Annotated in this window: 15 protein-coding genes; 6 read left to right on the top strand and 9 right to left on the bottom strand. The window is 69.2% G+C overall.

Annotated features, from left to right (window positions below; translation table 11 throughout):
* Positions 1 to 353: 353 nt before the first annotated feature.
* The 4 genes from pdhA to lpdA all read left to right on the top strand — a co-directional run bounded on the left by pdhA (position 354) and on the right by lpdA (position 5,377).
* Positions 354 to 1,367: a pyruvate dehydrogenase (acetyl-transferring) E1 component subunit alpha gene (gene pdhA / locus G6O68_RS16285; protein WP_165249687.1), complete on the top strand. Its 1,014-nt coding sequence runs from the start codon at positions 354 to 356 to the stop codon at positions 1,365 to 1,367.
* A complete protein-coding gene (locus G6O68_RS16280; protein ID WP_390625385.1) occupies positions 1,367 to 2,347 on the top strand; it encodes a pyruvate dehydrogenase complex E1 component subunit beta in 981 nt (326 codons plus the stop codon). The genes pdhA and G6O68_RS16280 overlap by 1 nt, the downstream gene beginning before the upstream one ends.
* A gap of 79 nt (positions 2,348 to 2,426) precedes the next feature.
* Positions 2,427 to 3,782: a dihydrolipoamide acetyltransferase family protein gene (locus G6O68_RS16275; RefSeq protein ID WP_165249685.1), complete on the top strand. Its 1,356-nt coding sequence runs from the start codon at positions 2,427 to 2,429 to the stop codon at positions 3,780 to 3,782.
* A 209-nt stretch (positions 3,783 to 3,991) separates the two neighbouring features.
* A complete protein-coding gene (gene lpdA / locus G6O68_RS16270; RefSeq protein WP_165249684.1) occupies positions 3,992 to 5,377 on the top strand; it encodes a dihydrolipoyl dehydrogenase in 1,386 nt (461 codons plus the stop codon).
* 97 nt (positions 5,378 to 5,474) lie between these two features.
* Here the strand turns inward: lpdA and G6O68_RS16265 are convergent, their stop codons facing one another.
* From G6O68_RS16265 to G6O68_RS16255, 3 genes are all read right to left on the bottom strand, one after another.
* Positions 5,475 to 6,236, bottom strand: coding sequence for a hypothetical protein (locus G6O68_RS16265; RefSeq protein WP_165249682.1), 762 nt, complete (start codon positions 6,234 to 6,236; stop codon positions 5,475 to 5,477).
* A gap of 133 nt (positions 6,237 to 6,369) precedes the next feature.
* The gene (locus tag G6O68_RS16260; protein ID WP_165249680.1) at positions 6,370 to 7,047 is read right to left on the bottom strand and encodes a ferritin-like domain-containing protein; all 678 of its coding nucleotides are present in this window, start codon (positions 7,045 to 7,047) and stop codon (positions 6,370 to 6,372) included.
* Positions 7,048 to 7,280: 233 nt separating this feature from the next.
* Entirely contained in the window at positions 7,281 to 8,153 is an 873-nt protein-coding gene (locus G6O68_RS16255; protein ID WP_165249678.1) for an RNA polymerase sigma factor, read from the bottom strand.
* A gap of 197 nt (positions 8,154 to 8,350) precedes the next feature.
* Here G6O68_RS16255 and G6O68_RS16250 point away from each other — a divergent pair, with 197 nt between their 5' ends.
* Both G6O68_RS16250 and G6O68_RS16245 read left to right on the top strand, forming a co-directional pair.
* Entirely contained in the window at positions 8,351 to 8,824 is a 474-nt protein-coding gene (locus G6O68_RS16250) for a hypothetical protein (RefSeq protein ID WP_165249676.1), read from the top strand.
* Positions 8,825 to 8,869: 45 nt separating this feature from the next.
* Positions 8,870 to 9,853 (top strand): DUF1559 domain-containing protein, encoded by a 984-nt coding sequence (locus G6O68_RS16245; protein WP_165249674.1) that lies wholly within the window; start codon positions 8,870 to 8,872, stop codon positions 9,851 to 9,853.
* 25 nt (positions 9,854 to 9,878) lie between these two features.
* Here the strand turns inward: G6O68_RS16245 and G6O68_RS16240 are convergent, their stop codons facing one another.
* The 6 genes from G6O68_RS16240 to groES form a co-directional block, all read right to left on the bottom strand.
* A complete protein-coding gene (locus G6O68_RS16240; RefSeq protein ID WP_165249672.1) occupies positions 9,879 to 10,103 on the bottom strand; it encodes a DNA gyrase inhibitor YacG in 225 nt (74 codons plus the stop codon).
* Positions 10,100 to 10,426 carry an FmdB family zinc ribbon protein gene (locus G6O68_RS16235; RefSeq protein ID WP_165249670.1) on the bottom strand — a complete coding sequence of 109 codons (327 nt, stop codon included), beginning with the start codon at positions 10,424 to 10,426 and terminating at the stop codon, positions 10,100 to 10,102. Before G6O68_RS16235 ends, G6O68_RS16240 begins: the two co-directional genes overlap by 4 nt.
* 14 nt (positions 10,427 to 10,440) lie before the next feature.
* Positions 10,441 to 10,971: a nucleotide exchange factor GrpE gene (grpE, locus tag G6O68_RS16230; RefSeq protein WP_165249668.1), complete on the bottom strand. Its 531-nt coding sequence runs from the start codon at positions 10,969 to 10,971 to the stop codon at positions 10,441 to 10,443.
* A gap of 93 nt (positions 10,972 to 11,064) precedes the next feature.
* On the bottom strand, positions 11,065 to 12,219 hold the full coding sequence (gene dnaJ, locus G6O68_RS16225) for a molecular chaperone DnaJ (RefSeq protein ID WP_165249666.1): 1,155 nt from the start codon (positions 12,217 to 12,219) through the stop codon (positions 11,065 to 11,067).
* 248 nt (positions 12,220 to 12,467) lie between these two features.
* On the bottom strand, positions 12,468 to 14,093 hold the full coding sequence (groL, locus tag G6O68_RS16220; protein ID WP_165249664.1) for a chaperonin GroEL: 1,626 nt from the start codon (positions 14,091 to 14,093) through the stop codon (positions 12,468 to 12,470).
* Between the two features lie 54 nt (positions 14,094 to 14,147).
* Positions 14,148 to 14,447, bottom strand: a complete 300-nt coding sequence (gene groES / locus G6O68_RS16215; protein ID WP_165249662.1) for a co-chaperone GroES — start codon at positions 14,445 to 14,447, stop codon at positions 14,148 to 14,150.
* Positions 14,448 to 14,491: the final 44 nt, after the last annotated feature.

Genomic DNA, 14,491 nt, shown 5'->3' with positions numbered 1-14,491 from the left:
CGGATTTGCGGGGGATTCTCCGAGGAGGGGGAAGGTTTGGGACAGGCGGCGGGGCCGACGGGTTCGCGCCTTCCTGCCTGGCGGAGGTCTGGATCTTTCGGATAAGATGAGCTGATCAAACATAATCGGCGGACGGTGGACCTGGAATCCGGCCCGGTCGCGGCTTGCCCTGTTTGAGCCGCAGAGGTCCCGGGCCCGGGAAAGAAGAATCATCGCCCCCTCGGGCGGGCGATTCGCGCGCGAAGCTCCTCCCCGCCGCCCCGCGATCGCCGACGGATCGGCCTTCCGAACTCGCCGTCGCCGGCCCCACCGGCATCCGCTTGGTCCGCCGTTCACTCAGGAGTCTGGTTGTTATGGCCTCAGTGCAAACGGAAGCGCAGCCGATCGTCGACAAGTCCCGCGCCTTGGACTGGCTCCGACAGATGCTGCTGATCCGCCGGTTCGAGGAACGGGCGGAGATGCTCTACCAGAAGGGCAACAAGATCGGCGGATTCTTCCACCAGTACAGCGGCCAGGAGCCGGTGGCGGTGGGGTCGATCGGCGTCCTCCGCGAGGACGACTGGGTGATCACCGCCTACCGCGACCACGGCCACGCCCTGGCCCTGGGCATGACGGCGAGGGCCGGCATGGCCGAGCTGCTGGGCAAGGTGACGGGCTGCTCCAAGGGCAAGGGGGGCTCGATGCACTTCTTCGACGCCCCGAAGGGGATGATGGGGGGCCACGCGATCGTCGGCAGCCACATCCCGCTGGCGGCGGGCTTCGCCTTCGCCAGCAAGTACCGCGGCGAGGACCGGGTGGCCCTCTGCTACCTGGGCGACGGCGCCATCAACCAGGGGAGCGTCCACGAGGCCCTGAACATGGCCGCCCTGTGGAAGCTGCCGGTCATCTACATCGTCGAGAACAACCTCTACGCGATGGGCACGTCGCTGGTCCGCTCCAGCTCGCACCAGGACCTGACCATCCGCTGCGCCACGCCGTACGGCATCCCCGGCCACAAGATCGACGGCAACGACATCGAGCTGATGGCCCGCACCACGCTGGAGGCCGTCGAGCACGCCCGCGCCGGCGAGGGGCCGAGCTTCATCGAGGCCCTGACCTACCGCCACAAGGGCCACTCGATCAGCGACCCGGGCAAGTACCGGCTCCGCGACGAGCTGGACAGCTACATGAAGAAAGACCCGATCATCCGCTACGAGGCCGTCCTCAAGGAGCGCGGCTGGATCGACGACGAGGCCTTCGAAGCGATGCGCGAGGAGGTCAAGGCCGAGATCGAGGAGGCGATCGAGTTCGCCGAGAAGAGCGAGAACCCGCCCCTCGAGGCCCTCTACGAAGACATCACGGTGGCCCCCTTCATCCCGCAGGAGTGATCATGGCGGTTTTTTCGTATCGAGAGGCGCTCAACCAGGCGATGACCGAGGAGATGGAGCGCGACGATCGCGTGTTCCTGATGGGCGAGGAGGTCGCCGAGTACGACGGCGCCTACAAGGTCAGCCAGGGGATGCTCAAGAAGTTCGGGCCCCGCCGCGTGATCGACACCCCGATCTCCGAGGAAGGCTTCGCCGGCATCGGCATCGGCGCGGCGATGGTCGGGCTGCGGCCGATCATCGAGTTCATGACGTTCAGCTTCAGCCTGGTGGCGATCGACCAGATCGTCAACAACGCCGCCAACATGCGCTACATGAGCGGCGGCCAGTTTTCGGTGCCGATCGTCTTCCGCGGCAGCTCGGGGATGGCCGGCAGCCTGGGGGCCACCCACTCGCACCGGCTGGAGGCCTGGTACGCCCAGATCCCCGGCTTGACCGTCGTCATGCCGGCCACCCCGGCCGACGCCAAGGGCCTGCTCAAGACGGCCGTCCGCTCCGACGACCCGGTCGTCTTCATCGAGCACGAGGTGCTCTACCACGAGCGCGGCGAGATCCCCGACGGCGACCACGTCGTCCCGTTCGGCAAGGCCGAGATCCGTCGTCCGGGCGCGGACGTGACCCTGATCACCTACTCGCGCTCGCTCAAGACGACCCTGGCCGCGGCCGAGGAGCTGGCCGCCAAGGGGGTGGAGGCCGAGGTGATCGACCTCCGCAGCATCCGCCCGCTCGACATCGAGACCCTGGTGCAGTCGGTCTCGAAGACCCACCGCGCCGTGATCGTCGAGGAAGACTGGCCGTACTGCGGGCTCGGCGCCGGCGTCTCCGACCGGATCACTCGCGAGGTGTTCGACGAGCTGGACGCCCCGATCCTCCGCGTGGCCTCGGCCGACGCGCCGGCCCCGTACAACAAGCAGCTCGAAGCCTCGATGCTGCCGTCCGTGCCGCGGATCCTGGCCGCCGTCAACGACGTGGTCTACCGCTGACCTGACCCGCAACCAACACGATTTTTCCGCTCTTCGACAGAGCGAGGGGGCCTTCGCAACGGCCCCGAGGAGCCGACTCGTGCCGATCGAAGTGACAATGCCCAAGCTCAGCCCCACGATGGAGAGCGGGGTCATCGCGCAGTGGCTGGTCAAGGTGGGGGACGCGATCAAGGAAGGCGACGTCCTGGCCGACATCGAGACCGACAAGGCCACGATGCAGATGAAGTCGTATGAGGACGGCGTCATCGCCCACATCGACCACGAGGCCGGCGACGAGGTCGCGTTGGGCGATCGCGTGATGGTCCTCGCCAAGAAGGGCGAGGACCCGAAGCAAGTCGCCGCCGGCCTGGGCGGCGGCGCCAAAAAGGCCGACCCGAAGGCCGAGGGCCAGGCGCCCGCCGCGGCCTCCGGCGAGAACGGCAAGCGCAAGCCCGCCGAGGCGCCGGCCCCCGAGGCCGAGCCCGAGGTCGAGGACGACGAGGATGAGCTGGCGGCCGTCGGCACCGGCGGCCGCGTGCGGTCCAGCCCGCTCGCCCGCAAGATCGCCGCCGAGGCCCGGATCGACATCGCCCGCGTGAAGGGGACCGGCCCCGGCGGCCGGGTCGTCCGCCGCGACGTCGAGGAGTTCCTCGCCGGCAAGGGCAAGGACAGGGGGGCGTCCCCGGCCGCCGCGAAGGCCCCGGCCGCCTCGCCCCAACCGGCGGCCGTGCCGCCCCGCCCCGCCGCGCGGATCTCCACCGCGCCGCTGCAGGAGCAGCGCATCCCCAACTCGCGGATGCGCAAGACGATCGCCCAGCGGATGTCGCAGTCCAAGCAGACCGCGCCGGAGATCCACGTCACCGTGGACGTCCGGGTCGACAAGCTCGTCGCCCTCCGCGAGACGCTGAACAAGGAGCTGGCCGCCGAGAAGGTGAAGCTCTCGGTCGGCGACTTCGTGACCAAGGCGGTCGCCGTCTCGCTCCGCCGCCACCCGGCCCTGAACGCCACGTTCGAGCCCGACGCCATCACCCGCCGCGGCGAGGTGAACATCGGGATCGCCGTGGCCCTGGAGGAAGGGCTCATCGTCCCGGTCCTCCACCACGCCGACCAGATGGGCCTGATCGAGGTCCGCAAGGGTAGCGAGGCCCTGGCCGCCGCGGCGCGCGGGGGCAACCTATCGGGCGATCAGCTCTCGGGCGGGACCTTCACGATCAGCAACCTGGGCATGTACGGCGTCAAGCAGTTCGACGCCATCATCAACCTGCCCGAGGTCGCCATCCTGGCCGTCTCCGCCGCCGAAAAGCGGCCGGTCGTCGAGGGCGACGCCATCGTCGTCGGAACGGTGATGTCGCTGACCCTCAGCGCCGACCACCGCGCGGTCGACGGCGCGACGGCCGCCGACTTCATGCGGACGCTCAAGAACCTGCTCGAAGAGCCGGCGCGGATGCTGCTCTGATCCCGCCGATCGCGCACGTAGGCCCCGCCCCGGCCCTCGCCGACCTCGCGAGCCCGGAGGCGGGGCCGTCGCGCTTCGGGCCCCGCCGGGCCCGTCCTCCCGTATAATGTCGCGCAGGAGGCCGGAGGTCGGCCGAGACGAGCCAAGCCGGGCCGGCGCGAGGGCGGCTTTCGATACACCCCCTTTCTGGAAATGCGGCGAACACGAACATGGCCAACGACTACGACATCGTGGTGATCGGCGGCGGCCCCGCCGGATACGCCGGGGCGATCCGGGCGGCGCAGCTCGGCAAGAACGTGCTCTGCATCGAGCGCGACAAGCTCGGCGGCGTCTGCCTCAACTGGGGATGCATCCCCACCAAGGCCCTCCTCTCCAACGCCCACCTCGTCGAGATGGTCAAGCGCCACGGCGAACGGTTCGGCTATCACGGCAAGGGCGAGTGGAACTTCGGCGAGATGATCGGCCGCAGCCGAGGCGTCGCCGGTCAGCTCAACAAGGGCATCGAGGGGCTCTTCCGCAAGTACAAGGTCAAGTCGAAGTTCGGCGTCGCCCAGGTGATCGCGCCGGGCAAGGTCAAGGTCGGCGACGAGGTGGTCACGGCCGACGCGATCGTGATCGCCACCGGCGCCCGGCCCCGGCCGTTCCCCGGCGTCGAGTTCGACGGCAAGACCGTCATCACGTCGAAGGAGGCGATGTCGCTGGAGGCCCAGCCCAAGTCGATGCTCATCATCGGCGCGGGGGCCATCGGCCTGGAGTTCGGCTACTTCTACAACGCCATCGGCACCAAGGTCACGGTCGTCGAGATGCTCGACCGCGTCCTGCCGATCGAGGACGAGGAGGTCTCCGACACCCTGAAGAAGAGCCTCGTTGCCAAGGGCCTGGAGATCCACACCAGCTCCAAGACCACGAAGCTGGAGAAGTCCGCCAAGGGCGTGAAGGCCGAGATCGAGACGCCGCAGGGCAAGAAGACGATCGAGGCCGACGTGGCGCTGGTCGCCATCGGCGTGACCGGGAACGTCGAGGGCCTGTTCGCGCCCGAGGTGAAGGTCGAGATCGACCGGGGCCACATCAAGGTCGACCGCGAGAACGGCTTCGCCACCAACGTGCCGGGAATCTACGCCGTCGGCGACGTCATCGGCCCCCCCTGGCTGGCGCACGTCGCCCACCACGAGGCGGTCTACTGCGTCGAGCGGATCGCCGGCCACTCGAAGCACACGGTGGATTACTCGATCATTCCCGGCTGCACCTATACCGAGCCGGGCGTCGCCAGCGTGGGCCTGACCGAGAAGGCGGCGCGCGAGGCGGGCCACGAGATCCGCATCGGCAAGTTCCCGTTCGCGTTCAGCGGCCGCGCCCTGGCCGCCGGCGAGAGCGAGGGCTTCGTCAAGCTGATCTTCGGCAAGAAATACGGCGAGCTGCTGGGCGCCCACATCATCGGGGCGGTCGCCACCGAGATGATCTCCGAGATGGTCATGGCCATGCGGCTGGAGGCCACCGAGGAGGAGATCGTCCACGCGATGCACCCGCACCCGACGTTCTCCGAGTCGATCATGGAGGCGGCCGGCCAGGGCCTGGGTGAATCCGTCCACATTTGACCGCCGGCCGGGCCGCTGGTTTCGAACCGACGCGACGCCCCGCCCTCCGATGTCTCGGGGAGCGGGGCGTCCTCGTTTCGAAGGCGAGTCGAAAGGGTCAGTCTCGAGGCGTCGCCTTCCGGGCGCGATACGTCGCGCCGGCCGCCAGGCCGGAAGCCCCGACGAGGAGCGAGACCACGCCGGCCGGCTCGGGCACGGCCGTTGATCCGTTGCTCAGGAAAAGCTGGGAACTCCCCTCGGGGGCCGGCGAGCCGATCGCTCCGCCGACGATCGCGAACGCGCCGAGGCCTTCGAAGTCGGTCAGGGAGCCGGACTCGAAGCCGCCGCCCGACAATCCGACGCCGTTGATCCGGAAATCGTCCAGGAGGAGGGCGGAGGACAACAACTCGTCGACCACGTTGACGACGCCCAGGCCCAACGTGTAGACACCCGACGCGGCCAGCGTCGTCGAGAACGACAGGAGCCCGGACTCCACCGAGAAGAGCGTGGACGAAGCGGCGGCGAACGGGGTCGTCGCCACCTCGGCGATCACGGTCGGGTCGGCGCCATTCAGGGTGATGAAGGCGAAATCGTTGATCAGGTCGCCCAGGAGGTCCGGGTCCTCGTTCGTCAGGAAGTTGAACCGGAACGAGAGCACGTCGCCCGCGGCGGCCGTGAAGCTCGTCCGCAGGGCCGATCCGTTGAAGGCCGGGCCGCCGATGCCCTGGAGGGCGTCCGTGGAGAGGCCCAGGAACGACTCGATCTCCGGGGCTGACACGGCGTCGCCCGCGCGGGCCGGGGCCGCGATCAGGGCGAACGCGACGGCGAGGACGGCCGCCGCGAGGAGCGGACGACGCGGGAACACGTATGAAGCGGGCATGGTTTGGAAGGCTCCCGATGATGACGACGTGGGGGGATGAAGGGGAACGGCTCGCCCCGGCGGGCCGACGGATCGGGTTGGCTCGGTCCGCCGACGACGCCGGGGCGAGATGAAAGCTCCGCGCGTCCCGGGCTCAGAAGAAGCGCGGGACGTTGAGGTTGTAGAACTCGGCCTCGAGGTACTCGAGCGCCAGCGCGAAGTTGAAGATGTCCACGTCGTTCATCAAGGGGAGGAGCGGCGGACCGCCGTTCAGGTCGGCGATGAACGGCCCGGCCAGCTCGACGACCCGCTCCGGGGTCAGGGGCTGGTCGAAGCTCGACGTCTCGCCCTCGGCGTTCAGGTTGATATTCTGATTCAGGAGCGTATTGAGGTAGCCGGCGTGCCGGGCCTCGATCAGCGCGATCGAGCCGGCGGCCGCCACGTACGCCTGCGATTGGATCAGCGGCAGGGCGCCGAGGTAGGCGCCGACGCCGACGTTCTCCAGCACCCGCGAGACGTTCGCGAACGCCTGCGCGTTGGGCTGGATCAGGTTACGGAAGGTCGGCTTGGGTCGCGCCAGGGCGCCCAGCGTGGCGACGATCGCCTCGACGTGTTCGTTCTCGTCGTCCTTGATGGTGTAGAAGTTCTTGGCGTTCCAGCCCCGGTACAGGGTCGGCAGGTAGTTGGGGTTCGTGGCGCCCTCGGCCGATCGCGAGAGGGCCGCCGCCGCGGCCGGGATCGTGGCCGCGGCCATCGCCGACTTCATGAAGGACCGGCGTCCGTCGCGGGGGCGGGATTCCGATCCGGCGTCTTCCTGGCTGTCCATCTTCATCTCGGAAACTCCTGGTGGTTTTCGTCCTTGGCGTCGAGTCGAGGCGTGCGAGGCGAGGCGGAGAATCGATGAAAAAATGAAATTATGATACGATCTGGATGAAACAGTCCGCATGGCCGCGGCGCGGCCGTCGAGGCGTGTGCTGGGGCTAGCCCGGCGAGGGGGCCGGGGCGATTCGACGGGGCGGCGGGCGACGTTTGGACGGTCGCCGCCCCGAAAGGAGCGGCTTCGGGTCAGGTGCAGTGCACGCCGAGAACGTCGGTCAGGTTCGCCGGCAGATCCTCTAAATCCTCGGCCGCCGGCGTCGGAGATGTGGGGAGGATGACGGCGGCGGCGGCGGTCGCCGCGACCGCGGCGGCGACGGCCAGGATGAAGACCGCGCGGCAGATCGCCGCCCAGCCGGAGGACGAGGAGCCGAGCCGGCCGTAAGGCCGCGGGGCCTCGGCGGCGTGCCGGATCGGTTCCGTGTTTCGCACGACGGACGTCGCCTGGAGCGTGGATTCCAGAAGGTCCGGCGCGGTGGCTCCCGCCTCGCGCCTCCACAGGAGGATCAGTCCCGAGGCGAGGGCCACCTTTCGGCGGTCGAGTCGCTCTCGGAGCAGCTTGCGGCCTCGGACGAGCCGGACCTTGACCGTGCCCGAGGCCCATTCGAGCTGGGCCGCGGCCTCCTCGTGCGTGAGCCCTTCCAGGTAGCAGAGGATCAGCGGCGCCCGGTACTTCTCGGGCAGCCGATCCAGCTCCTCGCGGACGAGCAGGAAAAGTTCGTAGTCCGTCCCGGGGGCCTGGCCGCCGTCGCTGGGGTCCACTTCCGTGGCCCGCTCCCGCTGGGCTTGCCGGATCGACCGCTTGCGGATCCGGGAGGCCGTCTTGTAGGCCGTGCCGCAGAGCCAGCCCCGCAAGGCGTCGGGATCCTGGATCGCCGCGGCCTTCTGGAAGAGCGTCAGGAACGTGGCCTGGAACGCATCCTCGGCGTGGTGGACGTCCGGGAGGATCGTCCGACAGACCCGCAACACCGTGGGCCCGTGCCGGGCTACCAGGGCGGCGAACGCCTCGGGGTCGGATCCATCCTTGAATCGGGCCAGGAGTTGGGGATCGTCTAGCAACATATATCGGGGCTCGCTCGGATCTTTCCGGTCGAAGCTGATCTCCATTCTTGTATCATTGTTCTGCACGCCGAGGGCCTCGCGGGTTCATCTTTTCAAATTGCCTGGAAATCCGAGGCGAGCCCGACCATGATCGAACGGGCATCGCATCGTCACGTGACGTCGCATGCACGCCGACCTTCTCGCAAGGATGAGGCCGGATGCCTTCAATATCCGGGAGATCCCCGAGAGAATCGCTCGACCGAGGCGCGTCTCGCTTCCTGTTCCCGGCGCTCCTCGCGTTGATCGCGGGCTGTTCCGAGCCGGACCCCCTGGGACGAGTCGAGGTGACGGGCGAGGTGATCGTGGACGGCCGGCCCCTTGACGCGGGTGCGATCATGCTGGAGCCGGGACCTTCCGGGCCGCCCACCGCGGTCGGCTCGACGATCAGGGCGGGGGCCTTTACGATCGCCAGGCCAGAAGGGCCGGCCCCGGGGAGCTACCGCGTCCGCATCTACGCGAGCAGTCGCGAGCAGGCGCCGCCCCCGCGAGGGGCCTCGGACAAGAAGCCCAGGTCGATGATCGAGAAGATCCCGGAGGACTACAATGCGAAATCGACGCGCATGATCGAGATCCGGGCGGACGAGCCGAACCATCTGCGATTCGACATCGCCACTGGAGCCGTCCCCCGCTGATCGGGCGGGGGCCGGGGACGGACATCGCCACGCGGGGAGACGCCGATGAATGCGACGAGCGACGGCCGAAGGGGCTTCACGCTGATCGAGCTGCTGGTGGTCATCGCGATCATCGCGGTGCTCATCGCCCTGCTCCTGCCCGCCGTCCAGGCGGCCCGCGAGGCGGCCCGACGCGCCCAGTGCGTGAACAACCTCAAGCAGATCGGCCTGGGGATGCACAACTATCACGACGTGCACGGCGTCCTCCCGCCGGGGAAAAAGGGATGCTGCTGGGGGACCTGGCTGATCTTCGTTTTGCCCCATCTCGAACAGCAGCCCCTGTACAACGCCTGGAACCAGGGCGGGACCAACGCCCCCGGCTGGCCCGCGCAGCTCGACGAGGACCTTCGCTACTTCGGGACGGCCAATCGCACCGTGACCTCGCAATGGGTGGGCGTCTACCTCTGCCCGAGCGACGGCCGCAACGCGCCGATCTCCGAGACGATGCACGGCGCGACCTTCGCGTGCACGTCGCAGAATTACGCGGTCAACTTCGGCAACTCGATCCAGACGCAGGTCGATTTCCAGGACGTGAAGTTCGGGGGCGCGCCGTTCGTGGACGTGGGCGCGCCATTGACCGACCAACTGCAGCCCGGGAAGCGGACCGTCGGCTTCGCCGCGCTGACCGACGGCCTCAGCTCGACGCTGCTGGCGTCCGAGGTCGTGGTCGGCCAGGGGCGTGACCTGCGCGGTTTCTCGTGGTGGGGGGACGCCGCGGGGTTCGAGGCGTTCCTCGCCCCCAACAGCTCCTTCCCCGACGTCCTGTTCAGCCCCTTCTACTGTTCCAGCCGGAAGCCCAACCCGCCGTGCGTGGGGACGACCACCGCCCTGCCGGACAACTACGCCGCGCGAAGCCGCCATCCGGGAGGCGTCAACGCGGCGACCGCGGACGGCGGCGTGCGGTTCATCCGGAACGAGATCGCCATCCAGGTCTGGCGGTCCCTGAGCACGTCGTCCGGCCGCGAGATCGTCTCGGCCGACCAGTACTGAATCGAGCGAGCGACGCGAGCGACCGTCAATCGTCCTGGTGACGGCCGTTCATCTCGGATCGTCGCGCCGGTCCCTCGGCGTCCTCCTCGTCCAGTTCGACCGGAGGGCCGGGGATGACGTGCGCCTCGTCGATCCAGCGACCGAGATCGACGAGGCGGCAGCGGTCGGAGCAGAACGGGAACGACGGCAGGTCGTCGATCCGGTCGATCTCGAAGGCCTTCGAGCAGGTCGGGCAGCGGCCTTTGATCATCCGGCCGACCCGCCGCCGGAGGGGGTCGGGGCGCTCGGGAACGCCGGGGGCGCCGGCTTCGCCGCGTCGCCGCCGGAACCGGAGCCGGACGACGATCCGCCGCCGGAGGAGTCGGCCTTGGCGGCCTTCTTGTACGAGTCGCTGCGGTAGTCGGTCTGGTAGAAGCCCGAGCCCTTGAACAGGATGGCCGCGCCGGGGCCGATCTTGCGACGGAGGGTGTGCTTCTCGCAGCCCGGGCAGAGGGTCTGGGGGTCGGCCTTGATCGACTCGTAGGCCTCGAATTCGTGGCCGCAGGCGTCGCAGATGTAGTCGTAGGTGGGCATGGCGTTCCTCCGCGTCAGGGCTTGACCGAGACGGCGACCTTGCTGGGCCTGAGCACGCGTTCGTGGATCCGGTAGCCCTTGCCCAGCTCGGCGACGACGGTCCCCTCGGGGACGTCGGCGGAGGGCTGCTGCATCAGGGCCTCGTGGAAGTTGGGGTCGAAGGGCTGGCCCAGGGCCTCGATCGGCGCCACGCCGTACTTGGCGAGCGTGGCGAGAAACTGCTTGTGGACCATGTCGAGCCCGGAGGCGACACCCTCGGCGGCCGTCCCCCGCATGGCTTCGGTGGCGCGCTCCAGGTTGTCGAGGACGTCCAGCAGGTCCCGGCCGAGGTTGCCGACGGCGTACAGGCGGTCGGTCTCGGCCTGCTGCTTGCTGCGCTTCTGGTAGTTCGCGAACTCGGCGCGGGTGCGCAGGAGCTGGTCGCGGGCGTCGTCGCGCTCCTTCTCCAGGGCGGAGGTCGGGCTCGCGTCACCGGGCTCGGCGCCCGGCTCGACGGCCGGGTCGTCGCTGGGGGGGGCTTCGGGGCGGTTGGAGGCGTCGGACATCGTGCGGGTCTCCTGGCCTGGGCGGACTTATTCGGTACGACGGCCCGACGGGGGCGGCGGGCGAGGGGCGGGCGGGGGCGGGGCCCGGACGCCTCAGGCCTGCGCGGTGACCTCGGGCTCGTCCTCTTCGGTGAAGTAGTCGCGGAGCTTCTCGAAGAAGCTCTTGCGTCGGGGGCTGACCTGCAAGTGCTCGATCTCGGCGAACTCGCGGAGCAGCTCCTCCTGGCGTGGGGTGAGGTGTCGCGGGGTCTCGACGACCACCTCGACGATTTCGTCGCCCCGGCCCCGGCCGCCGATGTCGGGCATCCCGCGACCCTTGAGCCGGATCGCGTCGCCGCTCTGGGTGCCGCGAGGGACCTGGACTCGGCCCGGCCCTTCGAGCGTCGGGACCTCGACCTCGGCGCCGAGCGCGGCCTGGGCGAAGCTGATGGGGACTTGGCAGAGCAGGTCGTTGCGGCGGCGTTCGAAGAACTCGTGCTTGCGCACCATGATCTGGATCTGGAGGTTGCCGCGGGGGGCGCCCATGTCGCCCAGCTCGCCCTGCTGGCGGAGCTGCAGCCGCATGCCGGTCTCGACGCCCGGCGGCACGTCGACCTGGAGTTTGGCCGTCTGGGGGAGCCGCCCCGAGCCGTGGCAGGAGTGGCAGGGGTCGGTGATCTTGACCCCCTCGCCGCCGCAGGAGGGGCAGGTGGTCGCGACCTGGAAGAAGCCCCGGGTCTGGACGACCTGGCCCCGGCCGCCGCAGTAGTTGCAGGTGGAGGCGACGGTCCCCTTTCGTGCGCCCGAGCCGCCGCACTCGCCGCAGAAGTCCTGGCGGTTGACCTCGACGGTCCGGGTGGTCCCCCGGGCGGCCTCGCTCAGGCTGATCTCCAGCCGCATCAGGAGGTCGGGGCCCTGGCGGGGGCCCCGCCGCCGGTCGCCGCCGCCGAACAGGTCGCCGAGCAGGCCGCCGCCGAAGATGTCGCCGAAGGTCGACATGATGTCGTCGGCCGAGCGGAAGTCGTGGAAGGCCGCGCCGTCGAGGCCGGCGTGGCCGTAGCGGTCGTACCGCTGGCGCTTCTGGGCGTCGGAGAGGACGTCGTAGGCCTCGGCCGCCTCGCGGAACTTCCGCTCCGCCTCCTTGTCGCCCGGGTTGCGGTCGGGGTGGAACTTCAGCGCCATCTGCCGATAGGCGCGCTTGATCTCCTCGTTCGAGGACTCGCGCGTGATCTCGAGGACTTCGTACAGGTCGCGTTTGGTGGATGCCATCGGCGCGGCGTCTCGACGGTCGGGGTCCCGGGACGCGTCGCGACGGCCCTCTCTGAGCCGCGCGCGATCCCCTGTCCAGTCCAGAATCAAGATCTTAACATGCGCGGCCGCGTCCTCCCAGCCGGACCGTGCCGGTCGGGCGGGGGCGGGGGCGGAGCACGGGCGGGCGTCGGAACGAAACGGGCCGGGGCGGCGCTCGATCGATCGAGCCCGCGCCCCGGCCTCGGGCGGTCAGGTGGGACTTCGGCTCAGCGGACGGACCCCTCGACGCGGGGGCCGTTCTCCTTGTCGTCGTCCTTCAGGTTGGTGATCAGGGCCTCGGTCGTCAGCAGCAGGCCGGCGATCGAGGAGGCGTTCTGCAGGGCCGTGCGGGTGACCTTGGTGGGGTCGATGATGCCGGCCTCGAACATGTCGACGAACTCGCCCTTGTTGGCGTCGTAGCCCATCGACGCCGAGCCGGCCTTGACCTCGTCGGCGATCACGCCGCCGTCGTAGCCCGAGTTCGACGCGATGTAGCGGACGGGCTCCTCGAGGCCGCGGAGGACGATCCGGGCGCCGAGCTTCTCGTCGCCTTCGAGCGTCTCGATCAGCTTCTCGACGGCCGGGGCGACGCGGAGCAGGGCGGTGCCGCCGCCGGGGACGATCCCTTCCTCGGCCGCCGCGCGGGTGGCGTGGAGGGCGTCCTCGATGCGGGCCTTGGTCTGCTTCATGTCGGCCTCGGTCGGGGCGCCGACGCGGATCAGGGCGACGCCCCCGGAGAGCTTGGCGAGCCGCTCCTGGAACTTCTCCTTGTCGTACTCGCTGTCGGTCTCCTCGATCTGGCGGCGGAGCTGGTCGATCCGGCGCTGGATCTCCTCGCGCTTGCCGGCGCCCTGGATGATCGTGGTGCTGTCCTTGTCGACCTTGATCTGGCGGGCCTGGCCGAGCTGGGCCAGCGTGAGGTTCTCCAGCTTGAGGCCGAGGTCCTCGCTGATGACCGTGCCGCCGGTGAGGACGGCCATGTCGCCGAGCATCGCCTTGCGGCGGTCGCCGAAGCCGGGGGCCTTGACGGCCGCGATGTTCAGGATGCCGCGGAGCTTGTTGACGACCAGGGTCGCCAGCGCCTCGCCCTCGACGTCCTCGGCCACGATCAGCAGCGGCTTGCCGGACTGCGCCACCTTCTCCAGGAGCGGGATCAGCTCGCGGAGGCTGCTGATCTTCTTCTCGTGGAGCAGGATGAGGGCGTCCTCGAAGACGACCTCCATCGTGGTGGGCGAGGTGACGAAGTAGGGGCTCAGGTAGCCCTTGTCGAACTGCATGCCCTCGACGAACTCGAGGGCCGTCGAGGCGGTCTTGCCCTCCTCGACGGTGATCACGCCGTCGCGGCCGACCTTCTCGACCGCGTCGGCCAGCATCCGGCCGACCTCGGGGTCGTTGTTGGCGGAGATGGCGCCGACCTGGGCGATCTCCTCCTTCTTCGACACCGGCCGCGAGACCTTGTCGTGCAGCTCGGCGACGGCCGCCTCGACGGCCTTCTCGATGCCCCGCCGCAGCGCCGTCGGGTTGGCGCCGGCGGTGACGTTCTTGAGCCCCTCGCGGTAGAGGGCGCGGGCCAGGATGGTCGCCGTCGTGGTGCCGTCGCCGGCGACGTCGGACGTCTTCGACGCGACGACGTTCACGAGCTTGGCGCCCATGTTCTCGAACGGGTCCTTCAGCTCGATCTCCTTGGAGACCGTGACGCCGTCCTTGGTGACCAGCGGCCCCCCGAACGACTTGCTGAGGATCACGTTCCGGCCCGTGGGGCCGAGGGTCGAGCCCACGGCCTGGGCCAGGACGTCGACGCCTTCCATCAGCTTGCGGCGGGCGGCGTCGGAAAAGAGCAGTTGCTTAGCCACGGAAGGGAGCTCCTCGAACCAGGGATGAGTTCAGGCCGGTCGAAGCGACCCGGCTCACTTGACGACCTTGGCCAGGATGTCGGACTCGCGGAGGATCTTGATCTCCTCGCCGTCGACCTTGATCTCGGTCCCCGAGTACTTGCCGAAGAGGATCTCGTCGCCCACCTCGACGCCGATCGGGCTCCGTTCGCCGGAGTCCAGGAGCTTGCCGGGGCCCACCGCCAGGACCTTGCCGCGCTGGGGCTTCTCCTTGGCGGTGTCCGGCAGGACGATGCCGCCGGCCGTCTTCTCCTCGGCCTCGATCTGCTGGATCACGACGCGGTCTTCCAGGGGACGAATCGTCAGCGTGGCCATTGTCCGTGTTCCTTCTCGTCTTCTCGAATGGATCGAATGATTGT

The sequence above is a fragment of the Paludisphaera soli genome, from assembly GCF_011064595.1.
GTDB lineage: Bacteria > Planctomycetota > Planctomycetia > Isosphaerales > Isosphaeraceae > Paludisphaera > Paludisphaera soli.
The sequence above is the reverse complement of the archived record's forward strand: the minus strand, read 5'-3'. Positions and strand labels throughout refer to the sequence as shown.

Excerpts from the sequence above, each read along its gene's own strand:
- dnaJ (WP_165249666.1), bottom strand. The coding sequence starts at position 12,219 with ATGGCATCCACCAAACGCGACCTGTACGAAGTCCTCGAGATCACGCGC.
- lpdA (WP_165249684.1), top strand. The coding sequence starts at position 3,992 with ATGGCCAACGACTACGACATCGTGGTGATCGGCGGCGGCCCCGCCGGA.
- G6O68_RS16260 (WP_165249680.1), bottom strand. The coding sequence starts at position 7,047 with ATGAAGATGGACAGCCAGGAAGACGCCGGATCGGAATCCCGCCCCCGC.
- groES (WP_165249662.1), bottom strand. The coding sequence starts at position 14,447 with ATGGCCACGCTGACGATTCGTCCCCTGGAAGACCGCGTCGTGATCCAG.
- G6O68_RS16240 (WP_165249672.1), bottom strand. The coding sequence starts at position 10,103 with ATGATCAAAGGCCGCTGCCCGACCTGCTCGAAGGCCTTCGAGATCGAC.
- G6O68_RS16250 (WP_165249676.1), top strand. The coding sequence starts at position 8,351 with ATGCCTTCAATATCCGGGAGATCCCCGAGAGAATCGCTCGACCGAGGC.
- G6O68_RS16245 (WP_165249674.1), top strand. The coding sequence starts at position 8,870 with ATGAATGCGACGAGCGACGGCCGAAGGGGCTTCACGCTGATCGAGCTG.
- G6O68_RS16265 (WP_165249682.1), bottom strand. The coding sequence starts at position 6,236 with ATGCCCGCTTCATACGTGTTCCCGCGTCGTCCGCTCCTCGCGGCGGCC.
- G6O68_RS16255 (WP_165249678.1), bottom strand. The coding sequence starts at position 8,153 with ATGTTGCTAGACGATCCCCAACTCCTGGCCCGATTCAAGGATGGATCC.
- grpE (WP_165249668.1), bottom strand. The coding sequence starts at position 10,971 with ATGTCCGACGCCTCCAACCGCCCCGAAGCCCCCCCCAGCGACGACCCG.
- pdhA (WP_165249687.1), top strand. The coding sequence starts at position 354 with ATGGCCTCAGTGCAAACGGAAGCGCAGCCGATCGTCGACAAGTCCCGC.
- G6O68_RS16235 (WP_165249670.1), bottom strand. The coding sequence starts at position 10,426 with ATGCCCACCTACGACTACATCTGCGACGCCTGCGGCCACGAATTCGAG.